This is a genomic window from Pseudoalteromonas sp. MER144-MNA-CIBAN-0113 (genome assembly GCF_040308965.1).
Lineage (GTDB): Bacteria > Pseudomonadota > Gammaproteobacteria > Enterobacterales > Alteromonadaceae > Pseudoalteromonas > Pseudoalteromonas tetraodonis.
The window spans coordinates 1-22,993 of sequence record NZ_JBEOOG010000003.1; the positions used below are offsets into that span (position 1 = coordinate 1).

Annotated in this window: 23 protein-coding genes; 11 read left to right on the forward strand and 12 right to left on the reverse strand. The window is 40.1% G+C overall.

What is annotated here, in order from left to right:
* Positions 1–176 precede the first annotated feature (176 nt).
* The 3 genes from fabV to AAEY57_RS01320 all read right to left on the reverse strand — a co-directional run bounded on the left by fabV (position 177) and on the right by AAEY57_RS01320 (position 2,460).
* On the reverse strand, positions 177–1,370 hold the full coding sequence (gene fabV / locus AAEY57_RS01310) for an enoyl-ACP reductase FabV (protein WP_350605834.1): 1,194 nt from the start codon (positions 1,368–1,370) through the stop codon (positions 177–179).
* A gap of 109 nt (positions 1,371–1,479) precedes the next feature.
* Positions 1,480–1,791 (reverse strand): BolA family protein, encoded by a 312-nt coding sequence (locus tag AAEY57_RS01315; protein WP_024601886.1) that lies wholly within the window; start codon positions 1,789–1,791, stop codon positions 1,480–1,482.
* 69 nt (positions 1,792–1,860) lie between these two features.
* Positions 1,861–2,460 carry an alpha-ketoglutarate-dependent dioxygenase AlkB family protein gene (locus AAEY57_RS01320; protein WP_013464344.1) on the reverse strand — a complete coding sequence of 200 codons (600 nt, stop codon included), beginning with the start codon at positions 2,458–2,460 and terminating at the stop codon, positions 1,861–1,863.
* A 43-nt stretch (positions 2,461–2,503) separates the two neighbouring features.
* Here AAEY57_RS01320 and AAEY57_RS01325 point away from each other — a divergent pair, with 43 nt between their 5' ends.
* The 4 genes from AAEY57_RS01325 to AAEY57_RS01340 are packed head-to-tail and all read left to right on the forward strand — an operon-like array spanning position 2,504 to position 6,260.
* Positions 2,504–3,652 (forward strand): methyltransferase, encoded by a 1,149-nt coding sequence (locus AAEY57_RS01325; protein ID WP_013464343.1) that lies wholly within the window; start codon positions 2,504–2,506, stop codon positions 3,650–3,652.
* Positions 3,653–4,204, forward strand: a complete 552-nt coding sequence (locus tag AAEY57_RS01330) for a YajG family lipoprotein (RefSeq protein ID WP_350605837.1) — start codon at positions 3,653–3,655, stop codon at positions 4,202–4,204.
* A 2-nt stretch (positions 4,205–4,206) separates the two neighbouring features.
* Entirely contained in the window at positions 4,207–4,827 is a 621-nt protein-coding gene (locus AAEY57_RS01335; protein WP_013464341.1) for a peptidylprolyl isomerase, read from the forward strand.
* A 53-nt stretch (positions 4,828–4,880) separates the two neighbouring features.
* The gene (locus AAEY57_RS01340; protein ID WP_350605840.1) at positions 4,881–6,260 is read left to right on the forward strand and encodes an AmpG family muropeptide MFS transporter; all 1,380 of its coding nucleotides are present in this window, start codon (positions 4,881–4,883) and stop codon (positions 6,258–6,260) included.
* Between the two features lie 68 nt (positions 6,261–6,328).
* Here AAEY57_RS01340 and AAEY57_RS01345 read toward each other — a convergent pair whose 3' ends face one another.
* Positions 6,329–6,568, reverse strand: coding sequence for a helix-turn-helix domain-containing protein (locus tag AAEY57_RS01345; protein ID WP_008111877.1), 240 nt, complete (start codon positions 6,566–6,568; stop codon positions 6,329–6,331).
* Between the two features lie 361 nt (positions 6,569–6,929).
* Between AAEY57_RS01345 and AAEY57_RS01350 the strand changes: the two genes are divergently transcribed.
* Positions 6,930–7,118 carry a hypothetical protein gene (locus tag AAEY57_RS01350; RefSeq protein WP_013464338.1) on the forward strand — a complete coding sequence of 63 codons (189 nt, stop codon included), beginning with the start codon at positions 6,930–6,932 and terminating at the stop codon, positions 7,116–7,118.
* A gap of 56 nt (positions 7,119–7,174) precedes the next feature.
* Here AAEY57_RS01350 and erpA read toward each other — a convergent pair whose 3' ends face one another.
* Entirely contained in the window at positions 7,175–7,513 is a 339-nt protein-coding gene (gene erpA, locus AAEY57_RS01355; RefSeq protein WP_002958911.1) for an iron-sulfur cluster insertion protein ErpA, read from the reverse strand.
* Positions 7,514–7,751: 238 nt separating this feature from the next.
* Here erpA and AAEY57_RS01360 point away from each other — a divergent pair, with 238 nt between their 5' ends.
* The 4 genes from AAEY57_RS01360 (at position 7,752) to hemL (ending at position 12,332) form a co-directional block, all read left to right on the forward strand.
* A complete protein-coding gene (locus AAEY57_RS01360; RefSeq protein ID WP_016899367.1) occupies positions 7,752–9,434 on the forward strand; it encodes a chloride channel protein in 1,683 nt (560 codons plus the stop codon).
* A 16-nt stretch (positions 9,435–9,450) separates the two neighbouring features.
* Positions 9,451–9,885, forward strand: a complete 435-nt coding sequence (locus tag AAEY57_RS01365; RefSeq protein ID WP_010391077.1) for a CopD family protein — start codon at positions 9,451–9,453, stop codon at positions 9,883–9,885.
* A 111-nt stretch (positions 9,886–9,996) separates the two neighbouring features.
* On the forward strand, positions 9,997–11,013 hold the full coding sequence (locus AAEY57_RS01370; RefSeq protein ID WP_033104053.1) for an aspartate carbamoyltransferase: 1,017 nt from the start codon (positions 9,997–9,999) through the stop codon (positions 11,011–11,013).
* Positions 11,014–11,051: 38 nt separating this feature from the next.
* Positions 11,052–12,332, forward strand: coding sequence for a glutamate-1-semialdehyde 2,1-aminomutase (hemL, locus tag AAEY57_RS01375; RefSeq protein ID WP_024601882.1), 1,281 nt, complete (start codon positions 11,052–11,054; stop codon positions 12,330–12,332).
* A 65-nt stretch (positions 12,333–12,397) separates the two neighbouring features.
* Here the strand turns inward: hemL and mrcB are convergent, their stop codons facing one another.
* The 4 genes from mrcB to AAEY57_RS01395 all read right to left on the reverse strand — a co-directional run bounded on the left by mrcB (position 12,398) and on the right by AAEY57_RS01395 (position 17,485).
* The gene (mrcB, locus tag AAEY57_RS01380; RefSeq protein ID WP_350605844.1) at positions 12,398–14,731 is read right to left on the reverse strand and encodes a penicillin-binding protein 1B; all 2,334 of its coding nucleotides are present in this window, start codon (positions 14,729–14,731) and stop codon (positions 12,398–12,400) included.
* Between the two features lie 138 nt (positions 14,732–14,869).
* Positions 14,870–16,099 carry an ammonium transporter AmtB gene (locus AAEY57_RS01385; RefSeq protein WP_350605846.1) on the reverse strand — a complete coding sequence of 410 codons (1,230 nt, stop codon included), beginning with the start codon at positions 16,097–16,099 and terminating at the stop codon, positions 14,870–14,872.
* 9 nt (positions 16,100–16,108) lie between these two features.
* Complete coding sequence (locus tag AAEY57_RS01390) at positions 16,109–16,447, reverse strand: P-II family nitrogen regulator (protein WP_010391070.1); 339 nt, start codon at positions 16,445–16,447, stop codon at positions 16,109–16,111.
* A 255-nt stretch (positions 16,448–16,702) separates the two neighbouring features.
* Positions 16,703–17,485, reverse strand: coding sequence for a response regulator (locus AAEY57_RS01395; RefSeq protein ID WP_138764157.1), 783 nt, complete (start codon positions 17,483–17,485; stop codon positions 16,703–16,705).
* Positions 17,486–17,789: 304 nt separating this feature from the next.
* Between AAEY57_RS01395 and AAEY57_RS01400 the strand changes: the two genes are divergently transcribed.
* Complete coding sequence (locus AAEY57_RS01400; protein WP_350605849.1) at positions 17,790–19,307, forward strand: S10 family peptidase; 1,518 nt, start codon at positions 17,790–17,792, stop codon at positions 19,305–19,307.
* 48 nt (positions 19,308–19,355) lie between these two features.
* Here the strand turns inward: AAEY57_RS01400 and AAEY57_RS01405 are convergent, their stop codons facing one another.
* Positions 19,356–20,048 (reverse strand): START domain-containing protein, encoded by a 693-nt coding sequence (locus tag AAEY57_RS01405; protein WP_350605852.1) that lies wholly within the window; start codon positions 20,046–20,048, stop codon positions 19,356–19,358.
* The gene (locus AAEY57_RS01410; RefSeq protein WP_138764158.1) at positions 20,048–21,568 is read right to left on the reverse strand and encodes a CYTH and CHAD domain-containing protein; all 1,521 of its coding nucleotides are present in this window, start codon (positions 21,566–21,568) and stop codon (positions 20,048–20,050) included. The genes AAEY57_RS01405 and AAEY57_RS01410 overlap by 1 nt, the downstream gene beginning before the upstream one ends.
* A 212-nt stretch (positions 21,569–21,780) precedes the next feature.
* Here AAEY57_RS01410 and AAEY57_RS01415 point away from each other — a divergent pair, with 212 nt between their 5' ends.
* Positions 21,781–22,386, forward strand: coding sequence for a TIGR04211 family SH3 domain-containing protein (locus AAEY57_RS01415; RefSeq protein WP_013464329.1), 606 nt, complete (start codon positions 21,781–21,783; stop codon positions 22,384–22,386).
* 92 nt (positions 22,387–22,478) lie between these two features.
* Here the strand turns inward: AAEY57_RS01415 and AAEY57_RS01420 are convergent, their stop codons facing one another.
* Positions 22,479–22,961 carry a winged helix-turn-helix transcriptional regulator gene (locus AAEY57_RS01420; RefSeq protein ID WP_016899359.1) on the reverse strand — a complete coding sequence of 161 codons (483 nt, stop codon included), beginning with the start codon at positions 22,959–22,961 and terminating at the stop codon, positions 22,479–22,481.
* Positions 22,962–22,993 lie beyond the last annotated feature (32 nt).

The following is a 22,993-nucleotide window of genomic DNA, read 5'->3' on the forward strand; positions in this document are numbered from 1 at the left end:
ACTCATGTTTTTTCCTTTTGTGACTTCGCTAAAAATCAACTAAGGAATTAACATGAGTACTTTTTACAGGCAAAGCCTATTTGATGATAACCACCTACTGAAGTAGGTGGTTTAGGGGCTGAAAACAAAAAAGCCGCACAAGGCGACTTTTTCAAAAATGCGCTAACAGCGACAAGTTAGTCAATCATATTGGCAATAGGTGCAACAGGATTAACATCTTGTTCATAATCAACCGTGTCAATACCAAAACCAAACAAGCGTAAAAATTCATTATGGTAACCAATATAATCGGTTAACTCATCAATTGAGTTTGTATCTACACTATCCCAAATGGCTTGAACGCGAGATTGAACGTCATCTTCCAGTTCTTTATAGTTTTGGAATAAATGCCCGCCCTCGTCAAAGCGAGGTGAATCACCGTATAAGTTCTCACTAAATAGCGCATGAATTTGCTCAATTGTGCCCTCGTAAGTGCCATCAGCCTTCATCACTTTAAATAAGGCAGAAATATAAAGTGGCATGATTGGAATTGCAGAGCTTGCTTGAGTAACAACCGCATTAAGCGATGAAACGTAGGCTTCACCATTTAAATCTTGGGTAGCAGCTTTAATAGCAGCAGTGGCACGGTCTAAATCTTCTTTGGCTTTTCCAATTGTTGCATGACCGTAAATTGGCCACGTTAGTTCTTTACCAATGTATGTGTAAGCCGTGGTTTTAAAGTTATCTGCTAATACATCCGCTTCTTTAAGTGCGTCAATCCACATTTCCCAATCTTCGCCACCCATTACTTTAATGGTGTTGTCGATATCGTCTTGGTTTGCCGCTTCAACAGTTACTTCATCAATTTCACGCTTTGACGTATTTAAGTTTTTAGTCGTTACCGCATTACCAATTGGCTTAAGCGTTGAAGAAAACACTTCCCCTGTATTTGGATCAGTACGACGTGGTGATGCTAAGCTGTAAATAATACAGTCAACTTTACCTAATTCAGCTTTAATGGTGTCGATTGTTTTTTGTTTGATTTCGTTAGAAAACGCATCACCATTAATATTTTTAGACCATAAGCCTTCAGCTTCAGCGGCTGTTTGAAATGCCGCCGTATTATACCAACCCGCAGAGCCTGTTTTACGTTCAGTGCCTTCTTTTTCAAAGAACACACCCAATGTTTTAGCGCCACCACCAAATGCAGCGGTAATGCGAGATGCAAGGCCATAACCTGTAGACGCACCAATAACTAATACATTTTTAGGCGCATTTTTTAATGCCCCTTGCTGCTTAACATAATTAATTTGTTCTTGTACATGCTCTGCACAGCCTACTGGGTGTGCATTGGTGCAGATAAATCCGCGAATTTTAGGCTTAATGACCATTGATCATCCTATATCTTTTACAATAAAAATTAGCGCTAGTTTAAAGGCTAAAACAAAAAAAACTGATCTGATCAGTTACGCTCTGCTCAAACCAATCCACTATTACCTGTTATCCAACTTTTGAGCCGCCCATGCAATTAGGTGATTGCGGTGCCTCACCGTCGTGCTCGGTAAATTCTTCAGGGGTGTAAGTGTGCATCGCAAGCGCATGAATATGATTTGCTAACTCATCTTTTAAAATTTCGTTAATTTCACGATGACGCTGCAATAATCGCTTACCAGCAAATTCCTCACTAACTACAATCACTTTAAAGTGTGATTCAGTGCCTGCACTGTGCATATGGCTTTCGTTGATCACATTTAAATGCTTGCACGCAATCGCATCGGCTAGCTTGTTACGTATTTGTTCTTGCATTGACATAAAAACCATCCTCAAAATTCAGTTATGTGCTTACTATAACAACTGCGGCTATACCATGGCTAATGCTATTTAACTGAAACTATTATTAATATAGCGAAACGTTAAACTTATTCGAGGGTGTTTAAGCGTTGTTTGTTTGGGCAATGCATGTTGGTAATTTTGTTGGCTTTGGCCGCTCATTATTAAACAGCTGCCACTTTGTAATTTAATGTTAGTAATGCTGTTACTTACTTTGTGTTTAAGTTTAAATAATCGCTCTGCGCCAAGCGATACACAGGCTATTGTAGGCTCAGGCCCTAGCTGCGCCTCATCATCGCTATGCCAGCCCATACTATCGTGGCCATCACGATAATAATTAACCAAAATTGAATTAAACGGTTGCTGTAGGTGATTTTCTAATCGTGTTCGCATAGCAAGTAATACGTCTGGCCAAGGCTCTAAATCGAGTTTATGCCCAGAATAGCCGTACTCAAGATTCTCTTCGCTGATAAAACATTGCAGCCTTGGTATTGGCCCCGTTTTGCCAAACACCGTTATATTTGGTTGTTGCCAATTTAAGTTTTGCTGCAAATAATAAAATAAATCGAGGCTTTTTTGCGCACTAAGCACCCTACTTTGATAAGAAAAGCCATTTGGTAACAGTTGGGGGTTGGCGTTTGGCGGTTGCATGTTAGAATTTACCTATCATTTGATTACCGATCATTAAACTATTATGACTACGCAAGCTACGCTCGGCGATAACACCTTTACTCTTGAACGCTTTCCTTTGGATCAAAAAAACCGCAGCTTACAAGCGTGGGATTCAGCAGACGAATACCTCATTGACTATGTTAATGAACACTACCCTGATTGTCGCTCATTGCTGATCTTAAACGACAGCTTTGGTGCACTTAGCTGTTACTTTAGCAAACAACAATTAACTGTTTGTTCAGTAAACGACTCATATATTAGCCATCAGGCGGCGGCTTATAACTTAGCGCAAAACAAAATCGCAACAACTGCGTTTAGCCAGCTTGATAGTTTATCGGCTCTACCTGAGCAAGTAGACCTAGTGTTGGTAAAAGTACCACGCACGTTGGCTTTTTTACAGTATCAGTTATCTGAATTAAGCGAAGTGCTAGCACCTGGTACACCTGTTATTGGTGCTGCAAAAACTAAAGACGTGCATAACTCTACGATTAAAGCATTTGAAGATTTTATTGGTGAGACGAAAACAAGCCTCGCAGTAAAAAAATCACGTTTAATTATTAGCCAAGCCGCTGGCGGTTATAAAGGTGCAGATTTCCCAGTGAGCTGGCCGCTCGAAGGCACTGATTTTACAATAAGCAATCATGCCAATGTGTTTTCACGTGATTCACTTGATATTGGTGCGCGTTTCTTTTTTAATTATTTGCCACAAACAAATAAAGCCAAAAATATTATTGATTTAGGCTGTGGCAATGGCGTAGTTGGTTTAATGACATTAGCGCGCTGTCCTAATGCTCATATTAGTTTTGTTGATGAGTCATATATGGCGGTTGAATCAGCTCGACTCAACATTGAGCTCAACATGGAAGACAAGTTTGAACAATGTACCTTTATAGAGAATGATTGTTTAACTGACTTTGAACGTGAAAGCGCTGATATTGTATTGTGTAATCCGCCATTTCACCAAGCACAAGCGGTTACCGACCACATAGCATGGCAAATGTTCAAGCAAGCAAAAGACACATTAAAAGAAGGTGGCGAGCTGCGTATTATTGGTAACCGCCATCTAGATTACCACGACAAACTAAACCGTATGTTTGGTAACTGTACTTTATTAGGCTCTAATAAAAAGTTTGTGGTACTCAGCGCAACTAAAAATAGTGGGACGTTATAAATGAAACTCTTAAAAGCATTATTGAGCTGTTGTACATTAGTGGTTTTTTCGGGGTGTGCTAATCAGCTTATTCTCAACCCTGTGTATAAAAGTGGTCAAATAAGCTCAATAAACAGCAGCTTAAACACCAGCGTGATTGATTTACGTGGTGACAGTGCAACCTTAAAGCTAATTGAATCGAGCAAAACCAAAACCATTGCCAGTACGGGTATTACTGAATCGGTTAAAAGTGCGCTAGACAGTGCACTGAGTCGCAATGGCGCCAGCATTTCTAATTTAGCGCAATTGCGTTTTGAGTTAGATATTCACATGCTGCAAGCGGTAGTTACAGAAACGCTAATGAGCCATACCAGTGAAGCCAAGATTGAATTTGAAGTGCGGGTGATTCGCCCGACCAGTAATTTTAGTAAACGCTACAGCGGTAATGCTAATTTATCTGGCCCGCTTGGTCACGATAGGGCAAAAGTTGAAGGTCAGCTCAATAAGTTGACTGAGCAGTTAATTACCCGCATTGTATCTGACCCAGAATTAATTGCATTTTTAGAAGGTTAACAATGAAGCAACTTTTTTTAATCTGCGTAAGCTTATTATTTAGCGTTAGTAGCTTAGCGGCTCAAGAGGGTCGTTTTGTGCAAAAAGATAACATTTTTCCTCGGGTAGAAATTGTGACATCGTTGGGCAGCATTGTGGTTGAATTAGACCGCTCAAGAGCTCCTATTACGGTCAATAATTTTTTAACGTACGTGTCGGATAAAAGCTATCAAGGCAGTGTGTTTCATCGTGTAGAACGCGACGTAGAAAATGATCGTGACTTTGTAATTCAAGGCGGTGGTTATGATAAAGATTACGATGGTCTACATGAAAACGACCCTATTTTTAATGAAAGCGGTAACGGCTTAACAAACGATATGTATAGCATTGCGATGGCTTATCAAGACCGTGAACCACACTCAGGAACGCGTCAGTTCTTTTTTAATATGGATGATAACGATCATTTAAACCCTGGCCGTGATTGGGGGTTTGCAGTGTTTGGCAGTGTGATGGAAGGCTATGAAACACTCGATAAAATCATGGCTGTAAAAACCGGATTTAATGACAAAATTGGCTACAACTTTGTACCCGAAAAACCGGTCGTTATATTAAATATTAAGGTGCTTGAGCAAGTTCCTTTATAACTTTTTTAATAAGAGCAGCCTTAGCTGCTCTTTGTATAAGCCAATGAGCCTCTATGAATAGCACACTTTCTGTTAGCGAATACTTTTCTTATTTTAAAGATAAACGTTTGATTAATGTTTTTATATTTGGAATGAGCAGTGGCTTTCCGTGGGTATTAATTGGCTCAGTAATGTCGGCATGGCTTAAAGATGAAGGTTTGAGCCGCAGCATGATTGGCCTATTTGGCATTGTGTTTGGTGCCTACAGCATCAACTTTTTATGGTCACCTTTAATCGACCGCACTAAACTGCCCTTTTTATATAATTGGCTTGGTCAGCGCCGTAGTTGGATACTGTTTTGCCAAAGCTTTATTTTACTTGGCACATTGCTACTTGCAGGACTTGATTTGAAAGCAAACCTAGCGGTTGCCGCCGTACTTTGCTTGCTGATCGCCATAGCCTCTGCAACGCAAGATATTGCTATAGATGCTTTTCGAATAGACACTCTTAGTGAAAATGAATCTCACAAAGCCACCGCGGCTGCTGCAATGGCCACCTCAGGTTGGTGGACTGGCTATGCTTTATTAGGAGCTGTGCCTTTTTACATGGCTGATATGCCAAATATTGACTGGCCACAGGTGTATTATTTTTTATCCGCGATTATGCTGTTATTAATTAGCTGTGTATTTTGGGCTAAAGAGCCACAATCAAATCGCGAAGCCGTACATGCCGAACTAGAACGTGTTTATCTTGAAAAACTCGCCGCAACTAAACAAACACCACTGATAAAAACGCTCGCATGGCTAGGCGTTACCGTGGTTGATCCGTTTAAAACCTTTTTTGCTAAAAATGGCGTTAAAACCGCGTTGGCGCTGCTGGCGTTTATTTTCTTATTTAAGATTGGTGAAGCATTTTTAGCGCGGATGTCGATTGTATTTTATAAAGAAGTTGGCTTTAGTAATACGCAAATAGCAAATTACTCAAAACTCGGCACGGGGTTAATCACCATTGTATTTGCCTTTTTGGGCAGTATTTTTAACCATAAATATGGCATTGTGAAAGGCTTATTTATTAGTGGCGTAGCCATGGCAGCATCTAACTTAATGTTTTCTTGGATTGCCTTAGCTGGTCCACAAGAGCACTTATATGCAATGGCAATTGTAGTTGATGGCTTTACCCAAGCTTGGTCTTTAGTGGCAATGGTTGCTTTTATATCTATGCTGTGTGACAGAGCATTTAGCGCCACCCATTATGCGCTATTGGCATCATTGGGTAATTTAGGGCGTACGTTATTATCGAGTTACAGTGGCGTGGTTATTGATGATTGGCTAATGGGGAATTGGTCATTGTTCTTTGTATTAACTGCGCTTATGGTTTTACCCTCATTAGTGTTTTTATTTCTAATTAGGCACAAACTATATTCACTAGAGCAAAATTATCATAAAAATACCTAATGCATCCCTGCACTAGTATTGGCTGTAGACGCTAATTTAACTTTACGATTACAGCCAAAAAGAAAGCGTTAGTCAGCTTTAATTAAGCTTAATGCTTCATACGGGTCGACTTCTAATGCATTGCAGTAGCGAACAAACTCAATTACATCTAAACGACGTTCCTGATTTTCAATTTTGCCAATAAAAGAATGTGGCGTACCCAAGATTTGCGCTAAGCTGCGCATGGTGTAGCCTTTTTCATGGCGCTTAGTTTTAAGCCACTTTGTTAATTTTGCATTTTCTTCCGAAGATACGGTTTTACCCATCATATACAACTCCTACTCGTTGTTTAAATATACATATAGCTAAGCGCTTAAAATCGCCAACACTGTAAACCTACAACCACTCACTAAAGCGCAGTGTAAACGCTTACAATTCAACCAATAAAAACGCTCAAATATGTATTAACACTTTATTATTGTGAAAAATGAAACCTTGCCCGTTTCACTCTTGGATACATTATATACCATTCACCGTTGATCTGAATGATTAATTAGTAATTATGCGATTAAAGTTTAACAACAAATATTTACTAACTCTGAATAAGGTTAAATATTTTATAACTTTTTTGTTTCATTTAAATATAAGCCGTTTATTATTAACTTATTATTTGTTTAAAAAGGCTAAATCATGTTTAGACTACTTTTTTTACTGCCTATTATTTTATGCTTGGGCTGGTACTTTTTTTTACGCCATTATGCAATTCCAATCAAACAGGGTAAAAAAGGCTTTATCTATATTTTAGCTTTCTCTGCATTCGTACTTGGTTTTTTTGTGTTAATAATGCAAATAACAGAATACAGACCAACTGAGTTATGATTTTAAACACATAAAAAAACCGCTAATTAAGCGGTTTTTTTCAAATAACGGTATCTTTACACGCTAAAACTAGCGCCACAGCCACACGTTGTTGTGGCATTAGGGTTAGAGACAAAAAAGCGTGCCCCTTCTAACCCTTCGGTGTAGTCTACTTCACCGTCAACCAAATACTGGATACTCATTGGGTCAATGACTAAGGTAACCCCGTTTTTAACAATTTCTAAATCGCCAGGATTCGCTTTTTCATCAAAAGTAAAACCGTATTGAAAACCTGAACAACCACCGCCTGTGACATAAACACGCAGTTTTAGATCTGGGTTTTCTTCTTCGTCGATTAACTGTTTAACACGCACAGCGGCTGCGTCGCTAAACTTAATGGGTAATTCTTCAGACATTTTATAACCCTCAATACCTTTATACTAATGCACCAGATTATCTAATACCTGAGTGTTTTAATCAAGTATAGTAAGCTCGCGTTTATAAGCTTTAATTAAAACAATGCGCGTTTAATCTGTTCTGTGAATCAATATACTATAAATTTAATTTAAATTAATCGGTTGTTAAAAATCTCAAGGACTTCCCTAGACTATTTTGATAAACTTGAGGCCTAAAAATGCTACGGGGAAATAAAGCATGTGGCTTGAGCGACTGAGACGTCGATTAGCAAAACCAAAAACATCCGTACAATTATGCTTATTGGGCGTAAGTGCCGGATTAATTGCTGCATTTTTCATTATACTGTTTCGCCTAACCATTTTATTTTTTCAAAGCTTATTTTTAGAAACCCCTGACGACTTTACTACTCTCCCTACCCTAGAACGGGTATTAATGCCTTTGATTGCTGCACTTCTGATAGCCACATTTGCGGCTTTTACCGGCTTTAAACATTACCGCTTGGGTATCCCTTTTGTAATACACAGAATAAAACGTCATTACGGGCAAATGCCACTTTATAATACGGTTAACCAGTTTGTAGGCGGCGCGCTGGCACTGATCAGCGGTTTTTCTGTTGGCCGCGAAGGCCCCTCAGTGCATATGGGAGCAGCGGGGGCAAGCATATTAGCAAATAAACTACACTTACCCCACAACGCTATGCGTACCCTCAGTGGTTGTGGTGTTGCCGCGGGCATTGCTGCATCGTTCAACACCCCCCTGGCTGCGGTTATTTTTGTAATGGAAGTGGTGCTCAGAGAATACAAAGTGCATATTTTTGTGCCGATTATGCTCGCAGCCGTTACCGGCGCATTAGCAACACAGTTTGTATTTGGTGAAGGCTCAGAACTTGCGCTAATAACCATTGCCCCCTTAAGTGGGTGGCACTACCCCTATTTAATTTTATGCGGCATGGGATTAGGCGCGGTGGCTTATGCTTTTAATCAGAATTTAATGTTAATTATTAAAACCTTTAAACCACTTAGTATGTTTCCACGTTTAATGATTGCAGGGTGTATTGCCAGCTTAATTGCCTATGCAGTTCCACAAGCAATGGGCTCGGGTATGAGCGCTATCACTATTGCGGTTGAGTCACCTGAAAATATTCAACTACTCACCACTATTTTAATTGCTAAGTTATTAGCCACCTTATTTGCTATTGGCTTAGGTATTCCTGGTGGGTTGATAGGTCCGGTTATTGGGCTGGGCGTTTTAACCGGTACTTTAATGGCATTTTTTGCTCAATTTATTAGCCCCGGCACCGATATAGCCGGCACTTACGGGGTGCTGGGCATGGCAGGATTATTAGCGGCCACACTACACTCCCCCTTAGCGGCACTGACCACTGTGATGGAGCTGACCTCGTCACCGGAAATTATTGTGCCTGCGATGATCGTCATTACTACCGCCTACGTTACAGCTTTACAGGTATTTGGTAACCGCTCCATATTTTTACAGCAATTAGACTTTCAAGGGCTTCCCTATCATGTCTCTCCCGCCACTGAAGCCTTACAGAAAGTAGGAGTGATGGATGACATGGATGAAGACTTTAAACTGCTCTACTCCGACGATAAAGAGCAAATAAAAAACAGTCTAGATGCCATGGACAGCCAAACACCATTAATTGTATTTGATGAAGAAAATGGTTATCGCCTAGCTGAATATGACTTAAGTTTAATGTCTGATCAGGCGGTCAATATAAAATACATTAGCTTACAAGGTATTAGCAGCCAAGCCACCCTTGCAGATGCATTTGAAATTTTGAATGATAAACGCAGTGGTGCACTTTATGTATATAACTTATTAGATAATCAACAAATTATGGGATTACTAAGGTGGGATCAAATCCACCATATTTTAACCATACGTAACAGTTTACTTTAACAATAATGAGAACAATATGAGCGCATTATTAATCTACAAAACCTTGCACGTATTTTTTATGATTGCTTGGTTTGCCGGTATTTTTTACCTACCTCGACTTTTTGTTTATCACGCTATGAGTGAAGAAAAATCGTGTAACTCAATGCTAAAAGTAATGGAACGTCGGCTACTTTATTTTGTTACACCCTTTGCGGTGCTTACCGCAGTATTTGGCGTATTGACTATTGTTGAATACGGCCGAGAATGGTTTCGTTACAGCATGTGGCTGCATTACAAACTCGTGCTGGTGATTATTTTATATATTTATCATGGCTACTGTTTCAAATTGTTAGCTGATTTTAAACACGATAGAAATACCAAAAGCGATCGGTTTTATCGCATTTTCAACGAGCTACCTGTTTTAGCGCTACTCGTTATTGTCGCTTTGGCGATTATTAAGCCAAGCTTTTAGCAAAGGCTTATAAATTACGCTGCCAAGTCGCATACTAAGTTTGTATAATACGCGCGATTGCGTGCTCCTTTGTGGATTATCGCGCCTTTTTGAATAACTAGGAATAACCCCATGTTCAGTTTCCAAGGTGAAAATATACTCTCTGTTAATCAACTCGACCGAGACTGTATTGAACGCATATTTGCTGTGGCAAAAAAAATGGAGCCATACGCTAAAAAACAAAAGCGGACCAACGTGCTTGAAGGCGCTATTTTAGCAAATCTATTTTTTGAACCCAGTACACGTACTCGTGTTAGTTTTGGCACTGCGTTTAACTTACTCGGTGGACTAGTTCGTGAAACCACCGGCATGCAAAGCTCTGCGCTTGCTAAGGGCGAATCACTCTATGATACCGCACGTGTTATTTCAGCTTATGCTGATGCAGTTGCTATGCGCCATCCTGACTCAGGCTCGGTAGCTGAATTTGCAACAGGTTGCAGCGTACCAGTAATAAACGGTGGTGATGGACCCAATGAGCACCCTACCCAAGCACTGCTTGATTTATTAACTATTGAGCGTGAACTTAACCGCTTCGATCAAAATATCGATGGTATGCATATTGCGCTAGTCGGCGATTTAAAATATGGCCGTACTGTTCACTCACTCTCTAAGTTACTGTGCCATTACAAAGACATTAAGTTTTCGATGGTTGCCCCTAATGGCTTGCAAATGCCTGACTCAATTTTATCTGCGGTTGAAAATGCCGGTCATAAAATTGAACTGGTAGATAAAATGGAAGGTAACTTAGCAGCCGATATCGTTTATCAAACACGAATCCAAGAAGAGCGTTTTCCATCACAAGAAGAAGCTAATAAGTATCGTGGTGGATTTAGAATTAGCCAGTCTATTTATAATTCCCATTGCAAACCTAATTCAGTATTAATGCACCCGCTTCCTCGCGATAGCCGTTTAGAGGCAAACGAACTTGATAACGACTTAAATGCTAACGACAATCTAGCAATATTCCGCCAAGTACAAAATGGCGTACTTATTCGTATGGCGCTGTTTGCTTTAACCCTCGGCGTAGAAAACAAAGTCGAGCAGTATGAAGTAAGCGTTCCTTGGTTTAGCCGCAAACGCGATAGCTAAGCTTTTAATTTTAAAGTGATAAAACAATAGGATTTTTCATGACAATTAGCCAAGACTTATTTAAACGAGCTCAAGACTCTATTCCTGGTGGCGTAAATTCGCCAGTGCGTGCATTTAATGGTGTAGGTGGTACTCCGCTGTTTATTACTAAAGCACAGGGCGCGTTTACATTTGATGCTGATGGCAACCGTTACATCGATTATGTAGGCTCTTGGGGTCCAATGATTATGGGCCACAATCACCCTGAAATTAAACAAGCAGTGCATGACGCGGTAGAAAATGGTTTAAGCTACGGAGCGCCTACTGAAGCTGAAATTTTAATGGCTGAAAAAGTAAAAGAGCTAGTACCATCAATCGAAAAAGTACGCATGGTAAGCTCTGGTACTGAAGCAACAATGAGTGCAATTCGTTTAGCCCGTGGTTTTACTGGTCGTGACAAAATCTTAAAATTTGAAGGGTGTTACCACGGCCATGCAGACTCACTGCTAGTAAAAGCCGGCTCTGGCGCATTAACTATGGGTGTACCTAACTCTCCAGGTATTCCTGAAGATTTAGCTAAGCACACACTCACCGTTTCGTTTAACAATATTGAAGAAGTGAAAGCGATTTTTGCTAAATACGCCGATGAAATCGCGTGTATTATTGTTGAACCAGTTGCCGGTAACATGAACTGTATTCCACCAGTACCCGGCTTTTTAGAAGGACTGCGTGAAGTATGTGATCAATACCAATCCGTGCTTATTTTTGATGAAGTAATGACAGGTTTTCGTGTCGCCCTTGGTGGCGCTCAAGCGTATTACAACATCAAACCAGACTTAACCTGTTTAGGTAAAGTAATTGGTGGTGGCATGCCAGTAGGCGCGTTTGGTGGTAAAACAGAAATCATGGATTACATAGCTCCTGTAGGCCCTGTTTATCAAGCGGGTACACTTTCAGGTAACCCTATTGCGATGGCAGCAGGCTTAAAATCACTCGAACTACTAAGCGCTCCTGGCGTGCATGATAAGTTAGAAGCCATTAGTAAAGCGATTTGTGAAGGCTTTGAAGCCGCAGCTAAAAAAGCAGGTATTGCCTTAACGACTAACTACGCTGGCGGTATGTATGGCTTTTTCTTCACCGATGCAGAAAAAGTAACTACTTACAAACAAGCCACTGAATGTGATTTAGAGCGCTTTAAAAAGTTCTTCCACTTAATGCTTGAAGAAGGGGTTTATTTAGCGCCTTCAGCGTTTGAAGCTGGTTTTGTGTGTGCTGCGCACACAGAGCAAGAAGTTCAAGCAACGATTGAAGCAGCAGAGCGCGCTTTTGCTAAGCTATAACGTTTAGTTTTTAAAAACGCTTACCCATAAAAAAAGCCCTTTCGGGCTTTTTTTGTTTTTACTATTTAACGAATACATTCTGGTCTTGGTTTAAACTCACTGGCTCTAAGCGGTAGCTGAATCACTTTGCCACAGCCCGGTGGTGCTTGCTTCCCAGTTTGCTCGTTTACAAATGCCCACCTAATTGAAGGCGGACGGGTATCGGCAATTGCTTGCGGGTTTAGCGGTTTTAAATAACGAATATAGGTTTCAAGCGCGCCAACACTGCCGGTTAAGCCGGTGCTTTTATTATCGTCACGGCCTATCCATGCAACCGTCACTGTATTTTGATCAAATCCAGCAAACCAGCTGTCGCGTAATTCATTACTGGTGCCTGTTTTACCTGCCAACTGGATTGACGGAAAATGTAAGTTTAAGCGCTTAGCGGTGCCATCTTTAGTTACTCGCTTCATAGCATATTTGGTCATGTACATGGCATCTTTATCAAAGCGTTGCTCGTTAATTACTTTGTGCTTATAAAGTACTTTACCAACAGAATCGGTTAACGCAGAAATAGACGTCAGTTCTCTGTATTCACCGTCTGCTGCAATCGTGGTATAAAGCTGTGCCACTTCAAAGCTCGACATTTCAATAGCCCCTAATAATAACGATGGGTATTCATTAATATAGCCTTTAGCTCCTAATCCCCTGAGCGTGTTAACCACTTTATCCACACCTACATCAAGCCCTAAGTTAACTGCCGGTATATTAATACTATGGCTAAATGCTTTATAAAGAGGCATGGCACCACGGTATTGATGATCAAAGTTTTCTGGCTGCCATACGTTACCCTCCTCGTTGGTGACTTGCACGGGTGAATCATCAAGCAATGTCGCTAAGTTATAATGAGGAAGCTGCAGTGCACTTAAATACACTGCCGGTTTAACTAATGAGCCAATATTGCGCTTGGTATCAAGCACCCGGTTAAACCCTGAGTAACGCACATCGCGTCCAGAAACTAACGCTGATACACCGGCTTTTTCAACATTAACGGAGATCATCGCCGCTTCTAACTCTTTGGTATTTGGACGTCTTTCTAAATAAGGTAAACTGGCCTGAATCGACTCTTCCATCGCGGTTTGTTTTTGTAAATCAAAGTAGGTAAATACACGCACCCCTGCATCCAATACGTCTTGATCGGGTAGCAGCTGTTTAAGCTCACGATTAACCAACTCTAAGTAACCTGGATAAGACTTTTGCAAGCTGGCTTTCATTGGTGCAATATCAATTGCGCGCTTTAACGAGGCTCTATACTCTTTAGTAGAAATAAGTTTGTTATCGACCATTAAACGCAGCACTAGGTCACGACGCTCCATCGCACGTTCTTTGTAACGTCTAGGATTGTAATAAGATGGGCCTTTAACCATAGCCACCAGCAAGGCAATTTGGTCGTACTCGAGTTCATCAACAGGTTTGGCAAAGTAAAACTCGGCGGCCAGCCCCATTCCATGTACCCCTTGGTTGTATGACTGACCTAAGTACACTTCGTTTAAATAGGCTTCGAGAATCTGATCTTTTGAGTAACGGTAATCAAGAATAAGCGCAATAAAGGCTTCATTAATTTTACGCACTAACGAACGCTCACGGGTAAGGTAAATATTTTTAGCCAGCTGCTGGGTTAATGTGCTCCCCCCTTGCACGGTGCGCCCTGCGCGAATATTGGTATACAAAGCGCGTAAAATTGAAAATACCGATACACCGTGATGATCATAAAAATCGCGGTCTTCAACTACTAATAAGGTATTTTTAAGCATGTCAGGAAATTTATCTAATGGTACAAACTCTCTATCTTGTTTTGAGTCATTACCAATACGGGCTATTTGTACAGGCTCTAATCTGGCAGTGTTTAAGCGACGGCCAAACTTATCTTTAATACTGGCTACCTTCTCTCCAGAGAAACGCAACTCAATAACATGAGCGCTCTCTAAACCATCATAAAATTCAAAGTCACGACGAAAAATCTTAATACTATTGGCTGTTTTAATATACTGCCCAGTCCGGCTTAAGCGATTAACCGCCGTGTAGTTTAAGCGCTTAAGCTCCCATAAAACTTCTTGCTCTGATAAAAACTGGCCTGGAAAAAAAGTCATTGAGCGGGCATATACTTGTGCCGGAAGTTGCCATTTATTGCCTTCAAACTGGCGAGTTATTTTTGCATCAAGGTAAATAAAATAAAGTGCAATGGCGATAAACGTCGCCAGACTCAGTTTCCAAAAAATAGAAAACAACGTTTTAAAAAGTGGCCGTTTTGTGGTGCTTGAAGTTTTTTTAGTCGCACTTTTTCGCGCCGATGATTTAGATGACTTAGTAGCGCGCTTAGTCGAGGGTTTACTGGTCGATGTTTTCTTTTTTTCAGCCATTTAAGTGTAATATATTCCGAAGGTTAATTTAACGCGAGGAGCTTATCACATTACTCTAGCACCTGAAAAATTAACCTCCCCTGAAATCAAAAAAGCCCTAACAGAGTAGGGCTTTGATTGAACACACAATACTTTTAATTAATTACTTCTAACTGATACAAACTCTGGATAAGCATCAATACCACAATCGTGTTGATCCATACCGTTTAACTCTTCTTCTTCGGTAACACGAATACCCATGGTTTGCTTGAGGATTACCCATACAATGAATGAAGCAATAAACACAAAACCAATAATACATAGTAGGCCAATCAACTGATTAACAATGCTGGCCTCAGCATTAGTAACAGGTACTAGCACTATACCTAGGATGCCACACACACCGTGAACAGAAATAGCGCCCACGGGATCATCTATCTTCGCTTTGTCCAATGCGACAATACTAAGTATCACTAATGAGCCACCTAGTAAGCCAAATAAACACGCCATTAGTGGTGATGGTGATAATGGGTCTGCAGTAATAACCACTAAGCCTGCAAGTGCACCATTAAGTACCATGGTTAAATCGGCTTTGCCCCATAAAAGTTTACATAAGAACAAGGCTGAAATTGCCCCCATAGCTGCAGCAGCATTGGTATTAAGTAATATTTGACCTACCGCTGTTGCGTTTTCTTTATCTGAAATTAATAACTGTGATCCGCCGTTAAAGCCAAACCAACCCATCCATAAAATAAACGTGCCTAATGTAGCAAGTGGCAAGTTTGAACCTGGAATTGGGTAAATTTCACCATTTTTACCATATTTACCTTTACGTGCACCCAGTAGTATTACACCTGCAAGCGCTGCAGCCGCACCCGTTGCATGTACAATGGCAGAGCCTGCAAAATCAACAAAGCCTAATTCAGATAAGAAGCCGCCCCCCCATGTCCAGTAACCTTCAATTGGGTAAATTAATCCTGTTAGTACCACTGTGAAAACTAAGAAAGCCCATAATTTCATGCGCTCCGCTACGGCGCCAGATACAATAGACATGGCCGTTGCAACAAACACTACTTGGAAGAAAAAGTCAGACTCTAATGAATGATTAGCATCTGCCGCTTGGCTACCTATTAGGCCACCAAACGAAGGAATAACACCGCCTTCAACATTATCTACGTACATAATGTTGTAGCCTATCAACAAAAACATAGTACACGCGATAGAATAAAGCGCGATATTTTTAGTTAGAATTTCTGTGGTATTTTTAGAGCGCACTAAACCCGCTTCTAACATTGCAAAACCGGCTGCCATCCACATGACTAAGATGCCAGACATTAAAAAGTAAAACGTATCGAGCGAAAACTTCAGCTCTATAATTGTATTTTCCATGTTGCCCCCTTAAATTGCATCATCATCAAGCTCGCCAGTACGAATACGGACGATTTGGTCTAGGTCGTAAACAAAAATTTTGCCGTCACCAATTTTGCCCGTTCCAGCGACTTTGGTAATGGTTTCTACAACGCGTTGGCAATTTTCACTACGAGTAGCAATTTCAAGTTTAATTTTAGGTATAAAGTCAACCTGATATTCAGCACCACGGTATAACTCAGTATGCCCTCTTTGACGTCCAAATCCCTTAACGTCAACCACTGTCATTCCTTCGATGCCTAAATCAGCGAGTGCTTCACGCACATCATCTAGTTTGAATGGCTTTATTATTGCACTGATCATTTTCACAAAGGCCCCCTTAGGACGCTAGCTTGTTATTGTATTTCCTCTATACAATCCAACCTTTGTGCCATTTTTAAATTGATAATAAAAACATAAACTTAAAAAAATAAATAATATATAAAACAAAAAAGCGCACCATTTAGGTGCGCTTTTTTTATGCAAAATACTGCATTGGTGCGAGGTGGTTAAAAGCAAGACGTCATCTCTAGTGACCCGCTGTACAACGTTCTAAGTACTAATTAATTTTTTAAGCATAATGACTTACTCAGTCGCGTCGAGGGATAAATCAGCTCTTATAGCTTCACCCAGCCATAGCGATTCCATAGTTTTTACCACTCGAAAATGAAACTCTTCATGAGTAAAGGGCTTAGTTAAAAAGTCATTTGCACCCGATTTAATAAACTGCGTGGCAACACCATAACTATATACATCGGCCAGACCAATAATGGCTAATTGCTCACGACTTTTAACATTTCGAATTGCTCTAATTAATTCAAACCCATTCATATCAGTTAAATTATGATTAGTAATGACTAACTTAATTGCCCTATTATGGTTAAGTATATGCAATGCTTGAGCGCTATTATCAGCAGTAATAACATCAAATAACTGTTTTTCGAGCATTTGCTTAACCAAGCTACTGCTCAATAAAGAATTATCAACAACTAGCGCTTTTCGCCCTTGGTTACGCAGTAACTGTGCTACAAATTTAATGGCATAAAGGTAAGAGTCACGGTTATCTTTAATAATGTAATCAATAATCCCTAATTCCAGCATTTTTAGGCGCGTGGACTCTTCTAATTGCGTTGTCATTAATAGCGTAGGGATACCTTGCGATAAAATATAGCGAGCAACATTCATATCGTTTTGTCCACTAAGTGGCAAATCAACTAAGGCGAGTGAATAACTTGTTTGGCTCAGGAGTTGTTTGCATTGAGTAAGTGACGAGGCAAAATCAACCAAAACATCAAGGTATTGAGCAGCAATATGTTTGAGTACCTGCTGTACTCTTATATTATCTTCAACAATTAAAACCCGTTGCATAAACTCCCTTTTATTTGCGCTCACTCTTTAAGGTTATAAACCTAAAAAGAAATCACTTTCAATCATCCATATAGAAACAAGTAAAGCGACCAACTACTTAAAAACTTAATTAATAATTAAATTTTTTAATCGCCTTAAACTTACAGTGCGGTATACACATCAAGCATATTTCGCCTGTTTGCTGTGATCAGATTAATCTTAATTACATAAACTCAACGATTATTATCGGCAGCTAGTCTCATTACTTTTGTTTTTTACTCAAATATCGCTATAACTGCAGTACATAAAATAAAAAGGGTCACTTATGAAATTTAGTCGAAGTCTATTTTTACCCATTGCCGCTATTGCGCTCACCCTAAGTAGCGCCTCGTTTGCCGATAATCAACGTCGCATTGATATTGACAGTAAAGTGGTTACCCAGCACAAAGCAAAAATAAATAATGAACGATTGTCTTACACAGTAGCAACTGGCACACAACCGGTATGGGATGACAAGGGAGACGCCATCGCAACCCTTCAATACACTTACTACACGCGCGATAAGGTCGATGATAGAACAAAGCGCCCATTACTTATTTCATTCAATGGTGGCCCAGGCTCAGCGTCAGTTTGGATGCATTTAGCATACACCGGCCCACGCGTTTTAAAAATTGACGACGAAGGCTACCCTATTCAACCTTACGGTGTTAAAGATAACCCTTATTCGGTTTTAGACGTAGCCGACATCGTTTACGTAAACCCTGTAAACACGGGTTATTCGCGTGTCGTTGAAGATAAAGATGGTAACCTTCTACCAAAGGATAAACAAAAAGAGTTATTTTTTGGTGTGAATGCCGATATAAAATATCTAGCAGAGTGGCTTAATACTTTTGTATCTCGCAATGAACGCTGGCGCTCTCCTAAATTTCTAATTGGTGAAAGCTATGGTACCACTCGCGTATCAGGCTTAGCGCATGAGCTACAAAATAGTCAGTGGATGTACATTAACGGTGTTGTACTCGTTTCACCTACCGACATTGGTATTAAGCGCGACGGTCCTGTAAAAGCCGCTAACCGCCTACCTTATTTTGCAGCCACAGCATGGTACCACAAGGCATTAAGCGCTGATTTACAAGCTAAAGACTTAGACGAGCTATTACCTGAAGTGGAACAGTTTACCGTTAATGAGCTCATTCCCGCGCTTGCAAAAGGCGGATTTATTGCCCCAGATGAAAAACGTCGTATTATTAAAAAAATGGCCGAATATGCAGGTCTATCTGAAACATTTGTTAGCCAAAATAACTTAGACATTCCGACACAGTTTTTTTGGAAAGAGTTATTACGTGAACGCGGACAAATGGTTGGTCGACTGGATTCGCGCTATTTAGGCATAGATAAACGCGATGCCGGTGAGTCACCAGATTACTGGGCAGAGCTTACATCGTGGCTGCACTCTTTTACCCCTGCAATTAACTATTATCTTCGTGAAGAGCTTAATTACAAAACCGATATCAAATATAACTTATTTGGTAACGTTCACCCATGGGACAGAAGCGGAAACAATACCGGTGAAAATTTGCGTTTAGCTATGGCTCAAAACCCTTATTTAAATGTGATGGTTCAGGCGGGTTATTTTGACGGTGCAACCAATTACTTTGATGCCAAGTACACCATGTGGCAATTAGATCCAAGTGGTAAAATGCAAGATAGATTAAGCTTTAAAGGCTACCGCAGTGGCCACATGATGTACCTACGTCATGCAGATTTAGAAAGCTCTAACAACGATTTACGCGAGTTTATAAAACAGTCTATACCTAAAGACGGTCAATCCGCTAAATACTAATTAGCTTATATCCACTTAAAAAAGTGACCACTTAGGTCACTTTTTTGCTTATAACCGCGGCAATTCGCCATGTGTGCAATCCCCAGTACGGATGACGGTTGGCTTTGCTGTGTACTGCTTTGTCGTGAGTATTTCAGCTAGATTTATTAGCGTGTTAAAGGTGCTTTTTAGAGCGACTCGGTTATTTAGCCAATTGGGTATACTTCCGCCTGGTAACGCATAAACCTGATAGTCAATATGCAAGTTATTCGCTTGCTGAGTCAGTAACCACGTCGCATCTAATGTGCTTATTCTTACTACCCCTTTAGTTTGAGGTAAAAAATCAGGACGGGCATGAATACTAAGTTGAGTTTGCAACGCGCTGCGTTTTGTATAGCACGAATACGTGACTAAATCTCTATTTGCAACGGGCCAAGGGGAGTCAATAAAGCTGTAAACAAGGTTTTCTGAGGGGCTTAAATATTTCAGTAATTTTACTTTAGCAATATTTTCTATCCAGCGGGGAGCAGCATCGGTATCACTGAGTAAGGCGATTAAATCTTCTGCTGTGGTATTTTCAACCACCGTTTCAGCTTTCATTCTCAAGGTATCGTCAGTTAAACGCTGAAAATAAACATTTACCCCTTGTTTGCTTTCGTAAAGTTGCCAAGATGGCTGTGAACACACATTGGTAGCAAAACACAAAAGTGAAAAAATCATGCACTTTTGCAGCAAAGTCCGGCTACAAAAGTGCTTAGCCATCAAAGCCAATATGGTTCTGTATCAAATGAAGCGTGTCGACTTTGCTCCATGGCACTGACTAAAAAGTCAGACTTTTGTTCCAACCATAGTTGTATTTTTGCTAGTTGAGCATCTTCTTGCCCGCCACACAGCTGTTTTAAATAATCAAGCGTGCTTAGCTCATACATGCCATGAGAAATATCGAGCCAAGGAAGCCTAAATTCTAATCGTTCATCTTTATTAAACAGTGCACCTAAACAGTTACCACTGAGTAAGCTATTTTCTAACTGAGTACGAAAATTTAAATAATCATTGCCCGCTAAACTTTGCTCTTTAGGCAATAAGCGGTGTAAATTTTTCCAATCTTTATCAAATAAACGATGAGCAATATCAATAACGGGCTGCTCAGCGTTTTGTAGCTCTGCTTGGCTCCAGTCTTTACGCCACTGCTTATTTATCAGCCACGTTGTTAAGCTCAGCAATAAACGGTTGTAACGCGCACTATGAAAAAGCGCAAAAATATCATCAATACTCGGTTGTAACTCTTTTAAATCGTTAATAACTTGAGCTAAGGCGGGCGCACTGTTTATTTTTTTATAAAAAGCATGGCGCTTAGAAGTGTAAGTTTTTAACTGAATGGCATTTTCAACCCATGCTAATTCACTCAATAACCACTTTAACTCCGTTCTGAGGTGCTCGGTGCTGTCTTTACTGACAATATCATCAAATAACCAAAAGTTATGACGAATTAAACTAATACCGTCGGTCACACGTTTTAATGTTTTTAAACTTGGCTTATCAAAATAGCATTGCTCATGTTTTTGCACAAAGCGAATACCAAAGCCCATGGCTTCAATAAGTGCTTGCTCTTGAGTGGCTTGCTTAGTAAGTTTAACAAAACCGATAGATTTACTCGGTTGTAACGGTGTGTTATCCGCTAGGCGGTAGCCTCTTGCTGCTTTTGAATAAAGCCCCAAGCGCACACTGTTTTGGCTTATTAATTTATCTGCTAAAGCAAATAGCTCGTCTCGGCTACCTTCGACGAGCTCTATTTCAAGCTCGCTAATAATCTCCACTTTACCCGAGGCGGCCACTTCACCTTTATCTAATACCACTTCAATTTTGGCACCATTTTGCGTTTCAATTAACCACGTACGGCGGATAAAATTAGTACTAAATATAGGGTAGAGGTTTTGTGATATAACATCAATTTGCATGCCGTGTGGCCAAATTGATGAATCAAACGCCATTAAATTAGGTCGATTTGTTTCTATGGGAAGGTTATATTCTGGACGTTGATGTAATCCCCCCACCACGTCTCCTGCAAGCTTAATTGTTTGCTCACAGCGCTCGTCTGTACAACGCGTTCTAAAACCAATATCGAGTGCTCTCAGCTCTCTGCTTGGCGTATCATAATAAGCATTTTGCAAACTTTTAGAAGGCTTGTTTGTAACTGTTTTTGCAAATTGAGTAATTAACGAGGGGATCAGTGGAATGACGTCATCTGATACCAAAAACTTCAGTTCTATCTCAGTATCCATTAGGCTTGCGGATTACCCTTAAAATTAATAAGTGCTCAAAATAAACAAAGCAGACCTATATTGCAAATTTTTTAATCATAAACACGCAAGCAAAATACTTTGGTTACAATATCTATCTTGCTATTAAACTATTAAATCCATACTATCTATATACTTATGCGAAATAAAAATCACGTTCACAACGGACACTGCTAGATTAACAAGGTAGATAAATGCTAAAACACTGTTTACTATGGCTGCTTTTAACAGCCGCCCCGTTTATGAGCCAAGCAGAGGAAGCTCAATCAACGCCGCCTACTAATGCTAAAACAGCTTATATAATCGATAACTTGTATACTTTTATGCGTTCAGGCGCCAGTAAAGACTATCGCTTACTCGGTTCTATTGATGCAGGCACGCAACTGACTTTATTATCTGATGAACAAAACGGTTTTATAAAAGTTAAAGATGATAAAGACCGTGAAGGCTGGGTAGAGGCTAAATTCATCAGCGAATCAGCTGGTTTAAAGCAGCAGTATCAAGCGCTTAACAGCGAAATTAGCGCTATGCAAAATAAATTACGCCAAGCGCAAGTAGAATTACCTGAACTACAAGAACAAAACTCACAGCTAACCGAACAAAATGCTCAGCTGTTAGCACAAATAAGTCAATTACAAGACTCGCTTGCTCAAGAACAACAATTAAAGCAAGCAACCAGTGCTAAAGAAAAGCGTCAGCTACTCACTTATGGTGGTGCTATTGCATTTTTAGGTTTGTTCTTAGGAATTATTTTAACTATTGTGTTATCGCGCAGAAAACGCTATGAAGGTTGGGCGTAAGCGCCACCTATATTGCAGGCATAAAAAAAGCATCAAAAAGATGCTTTTTTTATGCCTGCAATTTTTTATACCTGCAATAATGTACTCAAAGGTTACATATCTAAACGCAGTCCAGGATCCTGTTTGATTTTTTCTATTACCATGTAAGTGTGGTGTGTACCCACTCCCGGAATATCGACCAAATCACCTAGTACTTCTCTGTATTCGTCCATATTAGAGACGCGAATTTTTAATAAATAGTCGTAACCACCCGCTACCATGTCACATTCAACAACCTGCTTAATTTTAAGAATGTGTTCGCGAAACACTTTAAATACCGCGGTATTTGAGGTGACTAACGATACCTGCACATGCGCCACTAAGCTTTGATTGAGCTTTTCCTCGCTTAACTTTGCAAAATATCCCTCAATGTAGCCTTCTTGCTCCAGACGTTTAACTCTATCTAAACAAGGACTAGGACTTAAATTCACTTGTTTTGCGAGGTTAACATTTGAAATTCTACCATTGCGCTGCAAAACGTCTAAAATTGATATATCGATACGATCAAGCAGGCGTAATCTATTCGGATTAGTCATATCAGTATTTTATATGGATAAGTTAATAATAT

Coding starts and splice junctions, on each gene's coding strand:
- AAEY57_RS01405 (WP_350605852.1), bottom strand. CDS start 20,048: ATGGCTAAGCACTTTTGTAGCCGGACTTTGCTGCAAAAGTGCATGATT.
- AAEY57_RS01345 (WP_008111877.1), bottom strand. CDS start 6,568: ATGATGGGTAAAACCGTATCTTCGGAAGAAAATGCAAAATTAACAAAG.
- AAEY57_RS01330 (WP_350605837.1), top strand. CDS start 3,653: ATGAAACTCTTAAAAGCATTATTGAGCTGTTGTACATTAGTGGTTTTT.
- hemL (WP_024601882.1), top strand. CDS start 11,052: ATGACAATTAGCCAAGACTTATTTAAACGAGCTCAAGACTCTATTCCT.
- AAEY57_RS01410 (WP_138764158.1), bottom strand. CDS start 21,568: ATGGATACTGAGATAGAACTGAAGTTTTTGGTATCAGATGACGTCATT.
- fabV (WP_350605834.1), bottom strand. CDS start 1,370: ATGGTCATTAAGCCTAAAATTCGCGGATTTATCTGCACCAATGCACAC.
- AAEY57_RS01395 (WP_138764157.1), bottom strand. CDS start 17,485: ATGCAACGGGTTTTAATTGTTGAAGATAATATAAGAGTACAGCAGGTA.
- AAEY57_RS01315 (WP_024601886.1), bottom strand. CDS start 1,791: ATGTCAATGCAAGAACAAATACGTAACAAGCTAGCCGATGCGATTGCG.
- AAEY57_RS01360 (WP_016899367.1), top strand. CDS start 7,752: ATGTGGCTTGAGCGACTGAGACGTCGATTAGCAAAACCAAAAACATCC.
- AAEY57_RS01385 (WP_350605846.1), bottom strand. CDS start 16,099: ATGGAAAATACAATTATAGAGCTGAAGTTTTCGCTCGATACGTTTTAC.
- AAEY57_RS01365 (WP_010391077.1), top strand. CDS start 9,451: ATGAGCGCATTATTAATCTACAAAACCTTGCACGTATTTTTTATGATT.
- AAEY57_RS01335 (WP_013464341.1), top strand. CDS start 4,207: ATGAAGCAACTTTTTTTAATCTGCGTAAGCTTATTATTTAGCGTTAGT.
- AAEY57_RS01325 (WP_013464343.1), top strand. CDS start 2,504: ATGACTACGCAAGCTACGCTCGGCGATAACACCTTTACTCTTGAACGC.
- mrcB (WP_350605844.1), bottom strand. CDS start 14,731: ATGGCTGAAAAAAAGAAAACATCGACCAGTAAACCCTCGACTAAGCGC.
- AAEY57_RS01400 (WP_350605849.1), top strand. CDS start 17,790: ATGAAATTTAGTCGAAGTCTATTTTTACCCATTGCCGCTATTGCGCTC.
- AAEY57_RS01350 (WP_013464338.1), top strand. CDS start 6,930: ATGTTTAGACTACTTTTTTTACTGCCTATTATTTTATGCTTGGGCTGG.
- erpA (WP_002958911.1), bottom strand. CDS start 7,513: ATGTCTGAAGAATTACCCATTAAGTTTAGCGACGCAGCCGCTGTGCGT.
- AAEY57_RS01320 (WP_013464344.1), bottom strand. CDS start 2,460: ATGCAACCGCCAAACGCCAACCCCCAACTGTTACCAAATGGCTTTTCT.
- AAEY57_RS01415 (WP_013464329.1), top strand. CDS start 21,781: ATGCTAAAACACTGTTTACTATGGCTGCTTTTAACAGCCGCCCCGTTT.
- AAEY57_RS01340 (WP_350605840.1), top strand. CDS start 4,881: ATGAATAGCACACTTTCTGTTAGCGAATACTTTTCTTATTTTAAAGAT.
- AAEY57_RS01370 (WP_033104053.1), top strand. CDS start 9,997: ATGTTCAGTTTCCAAGGTGAAAATATACTCTCTGTTAATCAACTCGAC.
- AAEY57_RS01420 (WP_016899359.1), bottom strand. CDS start 22,961: ATGACTAATCCGAATAGATTACGCCTGCTTGATCGTATCGATATATCA.